Below are 15,120 nucleotides of genomic sequence, written 5' to 3'. Positions count from 1 at the left end.
TTAACTCATGCACGTCTGTTCGACTTAGGGGAAGTTCCATGACTCGCCCACTCGCCAAGCCGACCCGCCGGGCCGACGCCCAGCAGAACGTGGAGAGGATCCTGGAGGCGGCGGTGAGCTGCCTGAGTCGCGACCCCGACGCCAGCGTCAGCGACATCGCGCAGGCGGCGCGGGTGGGCCGGGTGACCCTCTACGGTCACTTCCCCTCCCGGGACGCCCTGGTCGAGGCCGCGCTGACCCGGGTGCTGGCCGAGGGGGAGGAACTCCTGGCGGGCCTCGACCTGACCGGCGACCCGCGGGACGCGCTGCGCGTGCTGATCCGGTCGAGCTGGCTGCTGATCGCCCAGTCGAGCGCCGTGCTGGAGGCGGCGCAGGCGTCGCTGCCGCCCGAACGCGTGCACCAGCTGCACGCCGAGCCGGCGCGACGCGTCGACCAGTTGATCCGCCGGGGCCAGGACGAGGGGGTGTTCCGGGTCGACCTGCCGGCCAGCTGGCTGACCAGCGTGCTGCACCACATCATGAAGGGCGCCGCCGCCGACGTGGCCAGCGGGCAGGTGGACCGGGCGGACGCCCCCCGCCTCATCTCCGAGACGGTCCTCGCCGCCTACCAGGTCAACGGATAACGCGGGGCGTCGTCGCTGGTGCTCCATCGGAACCCCACCGGATTGCGAGGACCCGGCTCGATACTGCGGAGATGCGTGGGAAGGAGTGCGCGATGTCCGTAGCCGAGTCCGTAACGGTACTGCTCGCGGCACCGCGTGCGTTCTGCGCCGGTGTCGAGCGTGCGATCGAGATCGTCGAGCGTGCGCTCGCCAGCCGGGGCAGCCCGGTGTACGTCCGCAAACAGATCGTCCACAACGCGCACGTCGTCGCCGACCTGGAGTCGCGCGGCGCCGTGTTCGTCGAGGAACTCGCCGAGGTGCCCGCCGGCGCGACGGTGGTGTTCTCGGCGCACGGGGTGTCGCCCGTGGTGCGCGCCGAGGCCGACCGGCTCGGCCTGGAGGTGTTCGACGCGACGTGTCCGCTGGTGGCGAAGGTGCACACGGAGGCGCGCCGGTACGCCGACCGTGGGGACACCGTCCTGCTCGTGGGGCACGCGGGGCACGAGGAGACCGAGGGCACCCTGGGCGAGGCGCCGGAGCGGATGCTGCTCGTGCAGTCGCTGGAGGACGCGCACACGGTCCAGGTGCCCGACCCGGACCGGGTGTCGTACCTGACCCAGACCACGCTCGCCGTGGACGAGACCGCCGAGGTGCTCGACGTGCTGCGCCAGCGGTTCCCCGCGCTGCGCGGGCCGTCCTCGGCCGACATCTGCTACGCCTCGACCAACCGGCAGGCGGCGTTGCGTACGGTCGCCGAGGAGTCCGACCTCGTGCTCGTGGTCGGCTCGACCAACTCGGCGAACACGCAACGGCTCGTCGAGCTGGCCCGCCGCGCCGGCCGGCCGGCCCACCTCATCGAGGACGCGGCGGAGATCCTGCCGGAGTGGCTGGCGGGTGTCAGCACGGTCGGGGTCACCGCGGGCGCGTCCGCCCCGCCGCGCCTGGTCGAGGGCGTGGTCGAGGCGCTGCGGGCGCGCGGGCCGGTGACGGTGGTGGAGCGTGAGGTAGCCCGCGAGACCATCGAGTTCACCGTGCCGGGCGCGGTGCGCTCCCTCTGACCCCGGACCGCCGCCCGGCGGGCCGCCCGTCGCCGATGCGCCGCGCGTCCGGAGCGCCCGGCGGACCGTGTCTGCGGGGCGGTCCGCCGGGCGCCGCGGGGGTCGGCTACGCGGAAGCCTGGTACGTCGACTGCATCTTGTGCGAGAACCACTCGCCGACGGTCACCCGGTCGAGCCCGGCCTCGGCGCTCTCCTGGGCCAGCGGGCGCATGGGCTCGATGGTGGTGTCGTGGTTGGGCAGGTAGAAGAAGGGGATGGAGACGCGCGACGGCGCGTCCGTCCCCTCCGGGTTGACCACCCGGTGCACGGTCGACGCCCACCGGCCGCCGGTCCAGAACGCCATCAGGTCGCCGATGTTCACCACGAAGCTGCCGGGGATGGCGGGCACGTCCAGCCAGTCGTCGTCGCCGCGCCGCACCTGGAGCCCGCCCAGCTCGTCCTCCACGTAGAGCACCGTCAGGCTGCCCCAGTCGGTGTGCATCTCCCGCCGCAGCACGCCGTCGTCGGGCGTCGGGTAGTAGTAGTTGGCGATGATCAGGGACACGTGCTCGTCGAACTTGCTGTCGAAGAAGTCCTCCGGCAGCCCGAGGGCGAGCGCGAACAGCCGCATGATGTCCGCCGACAGCTCGGTCATGGCGGCGATGTACTCGTACCAGACCGCCTTGAAGTCGTCGTCCGGCCAGATGTTCGCCGCCTTCCAGGTGGCCGGGTGCGTGCCGAGCCGGGCGCGCTCCTCGTCGCTCAGGTCGCCCGTCACGTGCGCGGCGAACGCCTCGTACGGGCCGCCCGGGCGGCGCAGGCCCGACACCCCGGAGCCGCGGTTCGCGCTCCGGTCCTTCTCCTCCTCCGGCCGGGTGAAGAATGTCTTCGTGGTGGTGTACATGCGGTTCACCAGCGCCCGGGGCACGCCGTGCCCCACGACGGTGAAGAACCCCGAACCCTCGCACGCCTTGCCGATGGCTGCCGCGATGGCCGCGCGCCCCTCGGCGGTGGTGCGGCCCGACAGGTCGATCGCCGGTACGAAATCCTGGACCACAACGGGTTCCACAACTGCCCGCCTCTCTCGCGACGTCATTACATTGATCGAAGCAATCCCGGGTCACCCGCCGGCAAGCCGCTGCGGTGCCGCCTCCCCCACGTGCGGGTAATTGCTCGGCGTACCTGGTGGTAAGGCAATGTTGAGACCGGCAGACATTCACGTGCACGATTGCGTTGTGGCATACGAGGACGAGCAGTTGTCGCAGATGGTCGGGGCGCTCGCCGAGGCGGGCCGCCCGCTGTCCGGGGACACCGTGGGTCGGCTCGTCGCCGATCCGCCCGGTGTCGTGGTGGATCCTGCCGTACGCCTGCTCGTCGCCGCCGCGGCGGGGGACCCGCTGCTGCTGGCCGCGCTGCGCGAGGGGATCCGCGTCGAGGGCGTCACCGACGGGCCCGGCCGGGCCCGGACGCCGAAGCGGGTCCAGGAGCTGGTGCGTGCCACGTTGCGCGGCGCGCCGACCGGATCGTGGCAGCTGCTGCGGGTGGCCGCCGTGCTCGGTCGCTCCTGCCAGCTCGCGGAGCTGACGGCGATGACCCGGCGGAACACCGCCCAGCTGCTGCCGGACCTGGACGCGCTGCTCGACGCCGGTCTGCTCGACTGGGTGGGCGACGACCTCGCCTTCCGGCACGAACTGGTGTGGTGGGCGGTGCTCGACGCCCTGCCGCCCGCCGTGCGGCAGGCGCTCCGCGCCGACCGCGACCGGCTGCGCCGGCGCCGGGCCGTGACCGGTGCGTCCCGCGCCGCCGAGACGTCGGCGGAGCCCGTGGCCCCCGCCGACCTGCGGCGCAGGATCGGGCTGCGCTCCGCGCCCGCCGCCCGCGAGCACCGTCCGGACGCCGGCGGCGCGTGGGAGTCGTTCAGCGGCGTCGAGCGGGCCATCGCGCGGCTCGTCGCCGAGGGCATGACCAACCGGCAGATCGCGACCCGGGTACGGCTGTCGCCGCACACGGTCAACTACCACCTGCGCGGCCTGTTCCGCCGGCTGGGCATCTCCTCGCGGGCCGAACTCGTCCGCCACGTGCCGGTCTCCTCCGCGGCGTAGCGGGCGCTCCGGGCCTTCCGGACAGCACTGCCACATAGCGATTTCCGGCGTCCTCCACGTTGAATTCGACGAAGGGTGGACCGCGCCTAAATGACTACCCTGATGAGTAGTGTCAATTCTGGTTCCATGCTCATTCTGGTAGTCGGGGGAACCGCCGTCAGGCAGTAGTGTCGCCCGTATCGAATTTCGTTGGGTCAGCGGCAGGTAAATCCACGGGTACGACCGTGCTCACACCCGAGGGAAAACATGAACATCCGTACGCAACCGCGTGTCCACGAACTCATCGCCGTCCGCGCGGCGTCGCAGCCCGACCGGACCGCGGTCGTGCAGGGCGACGCGCACATCAGCTACGCGGACCTGGAGCGCCGGGCGAACGGCCTGGCCCGTCACCTCGTCGACGAGGGCGTCGGCGCGGACTCCGTGGTCATGGTCCACCTGGAACGCTCCATCGACGCCATCGTCGGCCTGCTCGCCATCTGGAAGGCGGGCGCGGCCTACCTGCCCGTGGATCCGGGGCTGCCGGACAGCCGGGTCGAGGCGTTCGTGAAGGAGACCGACTGCACCACCGTCATCACCCACGCCCGCGACCTGGCGCGCTTCGCCGACCTGCCGGTCAGGGCGCTCACCGCGGGCGTCGCGGACGGCGCCGCGACCGCCCCGGCCGTGGCGGAGGGCGGCGGGGACGCCGCCTACATCATCTACACGTCGGGATCCACGGGTACGCCGAAGGGCGTCGTGGTCAACCACGACTCGCTGAGCCACCTGTGCGGGGAGCTGGCCGGCCGCTACGGCGTCATTCCCGACGACCGGGTGTTGCAGTTCGGCGCGCTCTCCTTCGACACCTCCATCGAGCAGATCACGGTCGCGCTGCTGGGCGGGGCGACGCTGGTGCTGCCCGAGATGAGCTGGGCGCCCAGCGAGCTGCCGGAGCGGCTGCGCCACCACGGGGTCACCGTGATGGACCTGACCCCCGCGTACTGGCGCCGCTTCCTCGCCGAGGCCGGCGCGGGGGCCGGCGACCTGCCGGTCCGGCTGGTCATCGTGGGCGGCGAGGCGGTCAACGCGGAGGACTGCCGCACGGCGCTGGACCTGATGCCCGGGGTGCGGCTGGTCAACGCCTACGGGCTCACGGAGACCACGATCACCTCCTGCCTGATGGAGCTGACCGCCGACGTGCTGCCCGACCGGGGCGCCGCCCCCGTCGGCAGGCCGCTGCCCGGCACCGTCGTGTACGTCCTCGACGAGCACGGCCGGCCGGTCGGCCCCGGCGAGCGCGGTGAGATCCACATCGGCGGTCGCGGCGTGGCGCGCGGCTACCTGACCGAGGACGACGCCGGCCGCTTCCGCGCGGACCCGTTCGCGTCCGAGCCCGGCGCGCGGATGTACCGGACCGGTGACCTGGGCGCCTGGACCGCCGAGGGCAACCTCGAGGTGATCGGGCGCATCGACCGGCAGGTCAAGATCCGTGGTTTCCGGGTGGAGCCCGGCGAGATCGAGGCGGCGCTGGCAGCGCACGACGGCGTCGACACGGTCGCCGTCACCACGTACGAGCACGACGGCCAGCGGCGCCTGGTCGCGTACCACACCGGCCCACGGCCCCTGGACGTCGCGGAGCTGCGCGAGTTCGTCGGCCGCCACCTGCCCGACTACATGGTGCCGACGGCGTTCGTCGCCCTCGACGAGCTGCCGCTGAAGACCAACGGCAAGGTCGACCTGGCCGCGCTGCCCGCGCCGGGCACCGCGACGGTCGCTGCCGAGGCGGCGGACGACACGCCCGTCGACCTGGTGGAGCGCGGCGTGACCCGGCTGTGGGGGCAGGTGCTCGGCGTGCCCCGGGTGCTGCCGGACGACAACTTCTTCGCGCAGGGCGGCAACTCGATCCTCGCCGCCGAGCTGCTCGCGAAGATCCGCGGCTCCTTCGGCGTGCTCATCACCCAGGTACGTCCGCTGATCCGGCTGCTGCTGGAGGACGCGACGCCGCGCGGCCTGGCGCGGGCGGTGCGCGAGGCCCGGGAGGGCACGCTCGCCGGTGACGACACCCGCAAGCGGGTGGACTTCGCCGCCGAGACGGAGCTGGACGTGCAGGTCCGGCGCGACGTGCCCGACGAGCCGCGCTGGCAGGACCCCCGCCACGTGTTCCTCACCGGCGCCACCGGCTTCCTGGGCATCTACCTGCTGCGGGAGCTGCTGACGAGCACGGACGCCGTGGTGCACTGCCTCGTGCGCGCCGACGGTCCGGAGCAGGGCCTGGCCCGCATCCAGGCCAACGCGCGGCACTACTTCGGCGAGGACCTCGCTGGTCACCAGGCGGCGGGCCGGATCGTCGCCGTCCCCGGCGATCTCGCGGCACCCGGGCTCGGCCTGTCCGAGGCGGCCTTCGACGAGCTGGCGCGCACGGTCGACGTCATCCACCACCCCGGCGGGGCCGTCAACTTCATCTACCCGTACTCGCACATGCGGCCGGCGAACGTCGACGGCACCCGCGAGATCATCCGGATGGCCGCGCGGCACCGCAACGTCCCGGTCCACTACACGTCGACCATGGCCGTCGTCGCGGGCTTCGGCACCGCCGGCGTCCGGCACGTCGACGAGGACACCCCGCTGGCGTACGCCGACCACCTCTCCGTCGGCTACGTGGAGAGCAAGTGGGTGGCCGAGGCGCTGCTGCACCGGGCGGCGGAGCGGGGGCTGCCGGTGGCGATCTACCGGGCCGCCGACATCTCCGGCGACCGGGTCAACGGCGCGTGGAACATCGCCACCGAGATGTGCGCCATGAAGAAGTTCGTGGTGGACACCGGCACCGCCCCCGTCGCGGAGCTGCCGCTGGACTACACGCCTGTCGACGTGTTCGCCGCCGCGGTCGCGCACATCGCCCGGGCGTCCCGGCCCGCCGGCGAGGTCTACCACCTCACCAACCCCGGGAAGGTCAACATCTCGGTGCTGGTCGAGCGCCTGCGGGCGTACGGGCACGACATCCGCGAGGTGACCTGGGCCGAGTGGCTCGACGAGATGGTGCGGGTCGCGGTCGAACAGCCGGACCATCCGATGACCCCCTTCGCGCCGCTGTTCATCGACCGCTGCGCGACGGGCCAGATGAGCGTCGCGGAGATGTACCTGGAGACGACGTTCCCCGTCTTCACCCGCACCAACGTGGAGGACGCGCTGCGCGGCAGCGGCATCGAGATCCCGACGGTGGACGCGGAGATGCTCGACCGCTACATCGGCTACCTGACCCGCACCGGGTTCCTGCGGGCCGCGTGATGGGCTGGGAGACGCTCGACCTCACCCACGCCCCCACCGAGGGCCCGGTCGCGTTCGGCGACGACCTGTCCGCGACGACGCTCCTCGGCGCCTACCGGCACGGGCTGTTCCCGTTCCCGGCCGACACCGAGGAGCGCAAGATCGTCAGCGAGTTCACCTACGAGGCGGACGTCGCCGCCGGCCGGATCGCGGTGCTCGCCGGGAGCGCCGACCCGTACGCCGTCGCCTGGTGCTCGCCCGACCCGCGCCCGGTGATCCGCGTCGACCAGGCCCGCATCCAGCGCAGCCTGCGGCGGCAGTTGCGCAACAAGGTCGAGTGGACGACGACGCTCGACGTCTGCTTCGACCGGGTGGTCCAGCACTGCCGCGTGGGCCGCGAGCCCCGGTGGCTGACCGACCGGCTCGTGTCGGCGCTGTGCGAGCTGCACGCGGCGGGACACGCCCACAGCGTCGAGGTGTGGGAGGGCGACGAGCTGGTCGGCGGCACGTTCGGCGTACGGGTCGGTGGCGTGTTCAGCGCCGACTCCCAGTTCGCGCTGCGCAGCGGCGCCGCGAAGGTCGCGGTCGCGTGCCTGGTGCGGCGCGTCGCGGAGAGCGGCGGCGTGGCGGTCGACGTCCAGCACGACGGCGACCACGCGAAGCTCATCGGCGCGGTCGCGGTGCCCCGTACCGAATACCTGGCGCTGCTGCGCAGGCACGCCGACGACCACTGCGCCATGCCCGCGGACCCGCTGCCCGCGCGCAGCCTGGCCGCCTGACCAAGGGAGGTGACCCCGTGCGCGTGCTGACCCTCGCGGAGCGACCGGACCTGCTGGACGGGATGCTCCAGATGGAGGCCTCCTGGCCCGACTACATCCCGCCCGAGCCGATGGTGGTCGGCTGGGCCCTCGACCGGTACCCGGAGCACCAGCTCGTCGTGCTCGACGTCGACGGCGCGGTGATCGCCCGCGCGGCCGCCGTGCCGTTCGCCTGGGACGGCGACCCGGCGAGCCTGCCCGACACCGGCTGGGACGCGGTGCTGGGGATGAGCATGCTCGACACCGCCGCCGGCCGCGAGCTCACCGCGCTGTGCGCGCTGGAGATCGCCGTGGTGCCGGGCATGCAGGCCCGGAACATGTCGGGGCGCGTCCTGGCCGCGGTCAAGGACAACGCCCGCCGGCACGGCTACCGCGACGTCGTCGGGCCGGTCCGGCCCAGCGGCAAGCACGCCGAGCCGCACGAGCCGATGCCGGAGTACGCGGCCCGGACCCGCGACGACGGGCTGCCGGCCGACCCGTGGCTGCGCGTGCACGTGCGGGCGGGCGGGCAGGTGCTCCAGGTCTGCCCGGCCTCCATGACGATCTCCGGCAGCCTCGCGCAGTGGCGCGACTGGACCGGGCTGCCCTTCGACACCAGCGGACCGGTCGTCGTGCCGGGTGCCCTGACCCCGGTCGCGGTGAACGTCGACCACGACCACGCCGTCTACGTCGAGCCCAACGTGTGGGTTCGACACCCCCTCGCGGAAAGGCATGCCTCATGACCAGCACCGTTCCGGCCACCCTGGCCTCCAGGATCCGCAACCGCGCCGCCCTGATCGAGATCATCGGCGGCTACATGGCCTCGCAGTCGCTCGCGCTCGCCGCCGAGCTGAAGCTCGCCGACCACATCCACGACGGCCGGGTCACGAGCGCGCAGCTCGCCGAGGCGACGGGCACCCACGCGCCGTCGCTGCACCGGCTGCTGCGGACCCTCGTGGCGATCGGCGTACTGGTCGAGCCGGCGCCGGGCGAGTTCCGCCTGACCGAGGTGGGCGACCAGCTGCGCACCGACTCGCCGCACTCGCTCTGGGCGTTCACCCGGTTCTTCACCAACCCCACGCTGTTCGCGTCCTGGCAGCAGGTGCGGCACACCATCGAAACCGGCGAGTGCGCCTTCGACCACGTGCACGGCAAGAACGCGTACGTGCACCTCGCCGAGAACCCCGAGCTGTCCGCGCTGTTCAACGTGGCGATGGGGCAGGAGTCGAGGGCGTCCGCCCAGCTCGTCGCCGACGGGTACGACTACTCCGGCGTGCGTACCGTCGTCGATGTCGGCGGCGGCGACGGGACGCTGCTCGCCGCGATCCTCGGCACCCACGCCCACCTGCGGGGGGTGTGCTTCGACAGCGCCGCGGGCGTGGCCGAGGCCGCCGGCGTGCTCGCCACCGCCGGTGTCGCCGACCGGTGCGAGATCGTGGCGGGCGACTTCTTCTCGTCGGTCCCCGAGGGCGGCGACCTGTACATCATCAAGAGCGTCTTCCAGGACTGGGACGACGAGAACGCCCGGAAGCTGCTGGCCACGGTGCGTGCCCACATCCCCGCCGACGCCACGCTGCTGATCGTCGGATCCGTGCTGCCGGACACCGCGAACACCGACAACCCGGTGATGTTCTACACGGACATCAACATGCTGGTGACCGCCGGCGGCCGGGAGCGCACCGAGAGCGAGTTCCGGTCCCTGCTCGCCGAGACCGGCTTCACCGTCGAGTGGTGCGGCCACGGCGCCGCGGGCCCGCTCTCGCTGATCAAGGCCGTGCCGGCGAGCTGACCCACGTCGAGGGACGGGCCACGTGCGTACCCGCTCACGCGAGTCGGACGTGGCCCGGCCCGTGTCCCGATCCAGACCCAGACCCACCCGCGCAACGGGGAGGCAACGATGACCAGACCGAGTTTCGGCAGCGAACTCCTGCGCGGCAGGCTGCGGGCCGACCTGCTCGACCCGCTGCCCGACGCCGGGCTCGACGCCGACGCCGAGGCGTTCCTCGCGCGGCTGCGCGCGTTCTGCACCGACAAGGTGGACGGCCGGCTCATCGAGCGCGAGGACCGGATCCCCGACGAGGTGGTCGACGGCCTGCGCGACCTCGGCGCGTTCGCCATCAAGCTCCCCAGGGAGTACGGCGGGCTCGGCCTGTCGGGGGTCTGCTACCACCGGGCGCTGATGATCGTCAGCACCGCGCACTCCTCGCTCGGTGAGCTGCTCGGCGCGCACCAGGCGATCGGCCTCATCCAGCCGCTGCGGCTGTTCGGCACCGACGCGCAGAAGCGCGAGCTGCTGCCGAGGTGCGTACGCGAGCTCTCCGCCTTCGCCCTCACCGAGCCCGACATCGGCAACGATCCCTTCCGGATGCGGACCACCGCCACCCCCACCGGCGACGGCGGCTACCGTCTCGACGGGGTGAAGCTGTGGACGACCAACGGCACCATCGCCCACCTGATCGTGGTGATGGCCCTGGTCCCGCCCTCGGAGAGCGGCCCGGGAGGCATGTCCGCGTTCGTGGTGGAGGCCGACGCGCCGGGGGTCACGGTGGAGCACCGCAGCTCCTTCCTGGGGCTGCGCGGCCTGGAGAACGGGGTCGTCCGGCTGCACCGGGTCGTGGTGCCCGCCAGCCGCCGGATCGGGCCGGAGGGGCAGGGGCTCCAGGTGGCGCTCGCCGCGCAGGACACCGGCCGGCTGTCGATGCCCGCCGTCTGCGCCGCCGCCGCCAAGTGGAGCCTGAAGATCGCCCGCGAGTGGTCGGGCGTACGCGTGCAGTGGGACCGGCCGATCGGCGAGCACGAGGCGGTGGCGGGCAAGATCGCCTACATCGCGGCGACCGCGTTCGCCCTGGAGGCCATGGTCGAGGTGTCCGGCCGGCACGCCGACGCCGGCGTGCTGGACACGCACACCGAGGCCGAGCTCGCGAAGCTGTTCGCGTCGGAGCAGGCGTGGCGGATCGTCGACGAGCTGATGCAGATCCGGGGCGGTCGCGGGTACGAGACCGCCGAGTCGGCCGCCGCGCGCGGCGAGCGCGGCGTCCCCGTCGAGCAGCTGTTCCGGGACCTGCGCATCGGCCGGATCTTCGACGGCTCCAGCGAGGCGCTGCGCGTCTTCGTCGGGACCGACGCCCTCGCCGACGAGGAGGGTCCGGCGGAGGGGTCCACGCCGTCCGCGCCGCCGCCCGACTACGGCGTGCTGGCCGGGCACCTGTCGTCCGCCGCCGCGACGTGCGCCGAGCTGGCCCGGCACCTCGACCGGGGCCGGGAGCGGTGGGGCGAGGAGGTGGGGCAGCGGCAGCTGTTCCTCGGGCGCGTCGTGGACGTCGCCGCCGAGCTGTACGCGATGACCGCCGCCTGCGTGTACGCCAGGTCGCTCGGCGGCACGGCGATCGAGTTGGCCGACGCGTTCTGCCGCCAGTCCCGGCAGCGGGTGGCCGAACTCTGCCGGGGGCTGTGGGCCAACACCGACGGCGACGACGTCGCGGTCGCCCGGCGGGTGCTGGACGGCAGCTTCACCTGGTTGGAAGAGGGCGTGCTCGACGCGTCCATCGAGGGGCCGTGGATCGCCGAGCCCGTACCGGGACCGGCGAGCGGCCCGAACCTGCACCGCACGATTCGGAGGTGACTAGTGGACGAGCACGTGACAGAGCTGGTGGCACAGGGCCGGCGGTCGCTGGAGCTGGCGCCCAACCGGTTCCTGGAGCTGCTGGAGCGCGGTGAGGTGTCGGCCGACCGGCTGCGCGCCCTGGCCGGCGAGCTGCACCACCTGGTGTCCAGCGACCGGAGCAGCTTCGCGTTCCTGGCGGCCCGCTTCCCCGAGCCGCTGTTCCTGGCCATGGCGGGCGCCGAGGAGGAGGCGCTGGGCCTGCTGCCGGCCTTCGCCGCCGCGGTGGGCCTGGGGGAGAAGGAGCTGCGGGCGTACGAGCCGCGACCGCTGGCCCAGGCGTACCCCTCCTTCATCGTCCGGACCGCCGTGTTCGGGCCGCGGTCGGCGATCCCGCTGGCCCTGCTGGTCAACGTCGAGGAGTCGGGCGGCTTCTACGCCCGGATGGCCGACGCCCTCCAGGCGCGCTACGGGTTCTCCGACGAGGCGGTCGCGCACTTCCGCTACTTCGCCGAGACGCCGGACGAGGTGCTGGAGCAGGCGGCCGGGGTGGTGTCGACCGGCCTCGCGGCGGGCGACGACCCGGCGGAGGCCCTGCGCGCGGCGCGGATGGTGCACGCCTACGAGGCGGTGTTCTGGGCGACGATGGCCGAGTGACCCCGGGACCGGGGTGGACCCGCCCCGCTCAGGGCAGGTCCACCTCGATCCGGCGGTCGATCCGGTCCTCGATCCAGGTGCTGGTGTCGACGAGCCACACGCGGTCCACCGAGATCTGGTAGATGCGGTGCTCCGCCGGCGGCAGCAGCGCCGACACGGGCAGGGTGTACTCCGCCCTGCTCGCCTCGTCCGGCAGCAGGGCGTCGTAGAACGTCGCGTGGTGGGCGCGTACCTCGTCGGCGGTCAGCTCCCGGCAGGTGCCGGTGAACTGGGCGCCGTCGACCTCGGTGAGCCCGCCGTCGCCGGTGACGAAGAGGGCCCCGCTCACCGTCGGGCGGGCCGCCACGTGCCTGCTGTGCCGGGACTGGGTCGCGGAGCCGAACAGGAAGCGCAGCGGGTCGGGCAGCCACGCGTACTGCAGCACCGCCGTCCACGGCCGGCGGTCGGGGGAGACGGTGGACAGGGACAGGTACTTCGCGTCGGCGACGACGCGGTGCAGACGGTCGACGAGGTCCATGGTTCAGCCCACCTCCGCGGGGGACGTTGCGGCGGCGTACGCGCTCATCGCCCGTACTCGTAGAAGCCCCGGCCGCACTTATTGCCGAGCATGCCGCCGGCCACCATGCGGGCGAGCAGCGGCGGCGGCGAGTAGTGCGGCTCCCGGAACTCCCGGTACAGCGACTCGCTGATCGCGGCCACGATGTCGAGCCCGATCAGGTCGACCAGGCGCAGCGGACCCATCGGGTGCGCGCAGCCGAGCGTCATCGCCTTGTCGATGTCGGCCACCGACGCCATCCCGGACTCCACCATCCGCACGGCGGAGAGCAGGTACGGGATCAGCAGCGCGTTCACCACGAAGCCCGCGCGGTCCTTGGCGCGGACGACCTGCTTGCCGAGCACCTCGGTGACGAACGCGTCGACGGTCTCGACGGTCCGCGGATCCGTACGCACCGAGCCGACGACCTCCACGAGGGGGAGCACCGGCGCGGGATTGAAGAAGTGGATGCCCACCACCTGCTCGGGCCTGGCGGTGACGCCGCCGAGCTTCACGATGGGCAGTGAGGACGTGTTCGAGCCGAGGATCGCGTCCTCGTCCTCGACGACCTTGTCGAGGGTGGCGAACACGTCGAGTTTGATCGACTCCTGCTCCGAGGCGGCCTCGACCACCAGCTGCCGGTCGGCGAAGTCCGTCAGGTCGGCGGTGAAGGACACCCGACCCAGCGTCGCGTCCCGATCCGCCTCGCTGAGCTTGCCCCGGCCCACCGCGCGGTCCAGCGACGCGGTCAGCCGCGCCCGGCCCGCTACGAGGGAGGCCGGCCGCGACACCGCGACGAGCACGTCCAAGCCGGCCCTCGCGCACGTCTCGGCGATCCCGGCTCCCATGACCCCGCACCCGACGACGCCGACCCGGCGAATCCTGTCCATGTTCCTGCCTCCGCACACGCGTTAACAAATGGGGTTGCCGCGAAATTCGGTGAGTAGGGCGGGATCGCCGCTCCCTGACACGTGTCGTGGTAGGACGATAGGTTGGTCAGCCGGCTCGACGCAATGATCTGCGCCTTTGTCCAGGCGAATTCGTGACGGGCGCGAGAAAGCCGTTACCCGGCAGTTCCCGATCGACAGTTACCTTTTTCTGCGTTCCCTCACCATCGTAGGAGGCGCACTATGGTCGACTTCAGCGCTGCCCCCACCACCCAGATCGACAGTCGCGGCGGCAAGTGCCTGTACGCGCAGATCGACGAGTTCCGTGCGGCCGGCCCCGCGGTGGCCGTCGAGCTGCCGGAAGGCATGTTGGCCTGGTCGATCACCCGCGGCGACGTGGTCCGGCGCCTGCTGACCCACCCCGGGGTCTCCCGCAACGTCAAGAAGAACGTGCCCAGCTACACCCCCGGCGAGATCAAGTGGCTGTCGCCGTGGGTGGACGTCGAGTCCATGTCCACGGCGGAGGGCCGCGAGCACCAGCGCCTGCGGCAGCTCGTGGCGCCGGCGCTGACCCCGAAGCGGATCGACGCGATGCGCCCGCACGTGGAACTCGTCGCCCGGCGGCTGCTCGACGACCTGGCGACGCACCCGGCGGACGAGCCCGTCGACCTGCACACCATCTACTCGCAGCAGTTGCCGACCAGGGTGATCTGCGACCTGTTCGGGGTGCCGGACGACCTGCGGCCCGAGGTGCTGCGCATCCTGCGCGTGGTGCTCAACACCGACAACGTGCCGGAGGAGGAGTCGGCCGCGGTCTACGTCGACATGAACGTCGCCATGCGTACGCTGATCGACCTCAAGCGGCGCGAGCCGTCCGACGACCTGACGAGCTTCCTGATGGCGGCCCGGGTGGAGGGCGAGGAGCCGCTCAGCGAGCAGGAGCTGGTCGACATGCTGCTGCTGCTCATCGGCGGCGGCAGCCAGACGACCGTGACGCTGATCGACCACACGGTCCGCGAGCTGCTCGCCAACCCGGACCAGCTGGCGACCCTGCTGGCCGACCCGGCCCGCTGGCCGGACGCGATCGAGGAGGCGCTGCGGGCGCACTGCCCGGTGGCGGCGCTGCCGATGCGCTGGGCGAAGGAGGACATCGACCTCGGCGAGGGGGTCGTCATCCGGGCGGGCGACGCCATCCTCATCAGCTACCTGGCGCACGGCCGCGACCCGGCTGTCCACGAGAACCCGGACGTGTTCGACATCGACCGGGAGAACAAGGAGCACCTCGCGTTCGGCGCGGGTCCGCACTTCTGCCCCGGCGCCCGCCTGGCGCGCCTGGAGGCGGTCGTGGCGGTGCCGGCGCTGTTCGCCCGCTTCCCGCACCTCGCGCTGGCCGTGGCACCGGACGAGATCCAGCCGCTGCGCTCGTTCATGGCGAACGACGTGGCGTCGCTGCCGGTGCTGCTGAACCACCGGTAGGCGGACACGACGCCGCCCGGCCCGCGTCGCGGGCCGGGCGGCGGTGCGTCCGGGGGGCCGTCGGTACGGCAGGCGGTCACGGCCGTGGATCAGTGGGTGAGTGCGGGGATTTGGATTTTGGCGTCGTGTTCGAGGATGCGTTGTTGGAGTTCTTGGAGGCTGCGGCCGGGTTCGAGGCCGAGGCCG

At 72.6% G+C, this 15,120-nt stretch carries 13 protein-coding genes; 10 read left to right on the top strand and 3 right to left on the bottom strand.

The genetic code is table 11. The annotated features are described in order from the left end of the window. The first annotated feature begins 38 nt into the window (after positions 1-38). Both EV374_RS31835 and ispH read left to right on the top strand, forming a co-directional pair. Positions 39-623 (top strand): TetR/AcrR family transcriptional regulator, encoded by a 585-nt coding sequence (locus EV374_RS31835; RefSeq protein WP_132240871.1) that lies wholly within the window; start codon positions 39-41, stop codon positions 621-623. A gap of 92 nt (positions 624-715) precedes the next feature. Beyond that, a complete protein-coding gene (ispH, locus tag EV374_RS31830; RefSeq protein ID WP_207914700.1) occupies positions 716-1,660 on the top strand; it encodes a 4-hydroxy-3-methylbut-2-enyl diphosphate reductase in 945 nt (314 codons plus the stop codon). A 106-nt stretch (positions 1,661-1,766) separates the two neighbouring features. Here ispH and EV374_RS31825 read toward each other — a convergent pair whose 3' ends face one another. Beyond that, a complete protein-coding gene (locus tag EV374_RS31825) occupies positions 1,767-2,696 on the bottom strand; it encodes a 2OG-Fe(II) oxygenase family protein (protein WP_207914699.1) in 930 nt (309 codons plus the stop codon). A 178-nt stretch (positions 2,697-2,874) separates the two neighbouring features. Here EV374_RS31825 and EV374_RS31820 point away from each other — a divergent pair, with 178 nt between their 5' ends. The 7 genes from EV374_RS31820 to EV374_RS31790 all read left to right on the top strand — a co-directional run bounded on the left by EV374_RS31820 (position 2,875) and on the right by EV374_RS31790 (position 12,036). After that, positions 2,875-3,741: a helix-turn-helix transcriptional regulator gene (locus tag EV374_RS31820; RefSeq protein WP_486486070.1), complete on the top strand. Its 867-nt coding sequence runs from the start codon at positions 2,875-2,877 to the stop codon at positions 3,739-3,741. A 246-nt stretch (positions 3,742-3,987) separates the two neighbouring features. Then, on the top strand, positions 3,988-7,002 hold the full coding sequence (locus tag EV374_RS31815) for an amino acid adenylation domain-containing protein (RefSeq protein WP_132240867.1): 3,015 nt from the start codon (positions 3,988-3,990) through the stop codon (positions 7,000-7,002). Continuing rightward, positions 7,002-7,760 (top strand): leucyl/phenylalanyl-tRNA--protein transferase, encoded by a 759-nt coding sequence (locus EV374_RS31810; protein ID WP_132240866.1) that lies wholly within the window; start codon positions 7,002-7,004, stop codon positions 7,758-7,760. Before EV374_RS31815 ends, EV374_RS31810 begins: the two co-directional genes overlap by 1 nt. 17 nt (positions 7,761-7,777) lie before the next feature. Continuing rightward, positions 7,778-8,521: an N-acetyltransferase gene (locus tag EV374_RS31805; RefSeq protein WP_207914698.1), complete on the top strand. Its 744-nt coding sequence runs from the start codon at positions 7,778-7,780 to the stop codon at positions 8,519-8,521. Then, positions 8,518-9,567, top strand: a complete 1,050-nt coding sequence (locus EV374_RS31800; protein WP_132240865.1) for a methyltransferase — start codon at positions 8,518-8,520, stop codon at positions 9,565-9,567. The genes EV374_RS31805 and EV374_RS31800 overlap by 4 nt, the downstream gene beginning before the upstream one ends. A 108-nt stretch (positions 9,568-9,675) precedes the next feature. Continuing rightward, positions 9,676-11,400 (top strand): acyl-CoA dehydrogenase family protein, encoded by a 1,725-nt coding sequence (locus EV374_RS31795; protein WP_132240864.1) that lies wholly within the window; start codon positions 9,676-9,678, stop codon positions 11,398-11,400. 15 nt (positions 11,401-11,415) lie between these two features. After that, the gene (locus EV374_RS31790; protein ID WP_132240863.1) at positions 11,416-12,036 is read left to right on the top strand and encodes a hypothetical protein; all 621 of its coding nucleotides are present in this window, start codon (positions 11,416-11,418) and stop codon (positions 12,034-12,036) included. A gap of 28 nt (positions 12,037-12,064) precedes the next feature. Here the strand turns inward: EV374_RS31790 and EV374_RS31785 are convergent, their stop codons facing one another. After that, positions 12,065-12,553, bottom strand: coding sequence for a pyridoxamine 5'-phosphate oxidase family protein (locus tag EV374_RS31785; protein ID WP_132240862.1), 489 nt, complete (start codon positions 12,551-12,553; stop codon positions 12,065-12,067). A gap of 44 nt (positions 12,554-12,597) precedes the next feature. Further along, a complete protein-coding gene (locus tag EV374_RS31780) occupies positions 12,598-13,461 on the bottom strand; it encodes a 3-hydroxybutyryl-CoA dehydrogenase (RefSeq protein ID WP_132240861.1) in 864 nt (287 codons plus the stop codon). Positions 13,462-13,701: 240 nt separating this feature from the next. On the opposite strand from EV374_RS31780, the gene EV374_RS31775 reads away from it, so the two are divergent. Further along, a complete protein-coding gene (locus EV374_RS31775) occupies positions 13,702-14,934 on the top strand; it encodes a cytochrome P450 (protein ID WP_132240860.1) in 1,233 nt (410 codons plus the stop codon). The last annotated feature ends 186 nt before the right edge of the window (positions 14,935-15,120 follow it).

Source organism: Micromonospora sp. CNZ303 (assembly GCF_004345505.1).
The sequence above is the reverse complement of the archived record's forward strand: the minus strand, read 5'-3'. Positions and strand labels throughout refer to the sequence as shown.

Excerpts from the sequence above, each read along its gene's own strand:
- EV374_RS31835 (WP_132240871.1), top strand. The coding sequence starts at position 39 with ATGACTCGCCCACTCGCCAAGCCGACCCGCCGGGCCGACGCCCAGCAG.
- ispH (WP_207914700.1), top strand. The coding sequence starts at position 716 with ATGTCCGTAGCCGAGTCCGTAACGGTACTGCTCGCGGCACCGCGTGCG.
- EV374_RS31815 (WP_132240867.1), top strand. The coding sequence starts at position 3,988 with ATGAACATCCGTACGCAACCGCGTGTCCACGAACTCATCGCCGTCCGC.
- EV374_RS31810 (WP_132240866.1), top strand. The coding sequence starts at position 7,002 with ATGGGCTGGGAGACGCTCGACCTCACCCACGCCCCCACCGAGGGCCCG.
- EV374_RS31800 (WP_132240865.1), top strand. The coding sequence starts at position 8,518 with ATGACCAGCACCGTTCCGGCCACCCTGGCCTCCAGGATCCGCAACCGC.
- EV374_RS31795 (WP_132240864.1), top strand. The coding sequence starts at position 9,676 with ATGACCAGACCGAGTTTCGGCAGCGAACTCCTGCGCGGCAGGCTGCGG.
- EV374_RS31785 (WP_132240862.1), bottom strand. The coding sequence starts at position 12,553 with ATGGACCTCGTCGACCGTCTGCACCGCGTCGTCGCCGACGCGAAGTAC.
- EV374_RS31780 (WP_132240861.1), bottom strand. The coding sequence starts at position 13,461 with ATGGACAGGATTCGCCGGGTCGGCGTCGTCGGGTGCGGGGTCATGGGA.
- EV374_RS31775 (WP_132240860.1), top strand. The coding sequence starts at position 13,702 with ATGGTCGACTTCAGCGCTGCCCCCACCACCCAGATCGACAGTCGCGGC.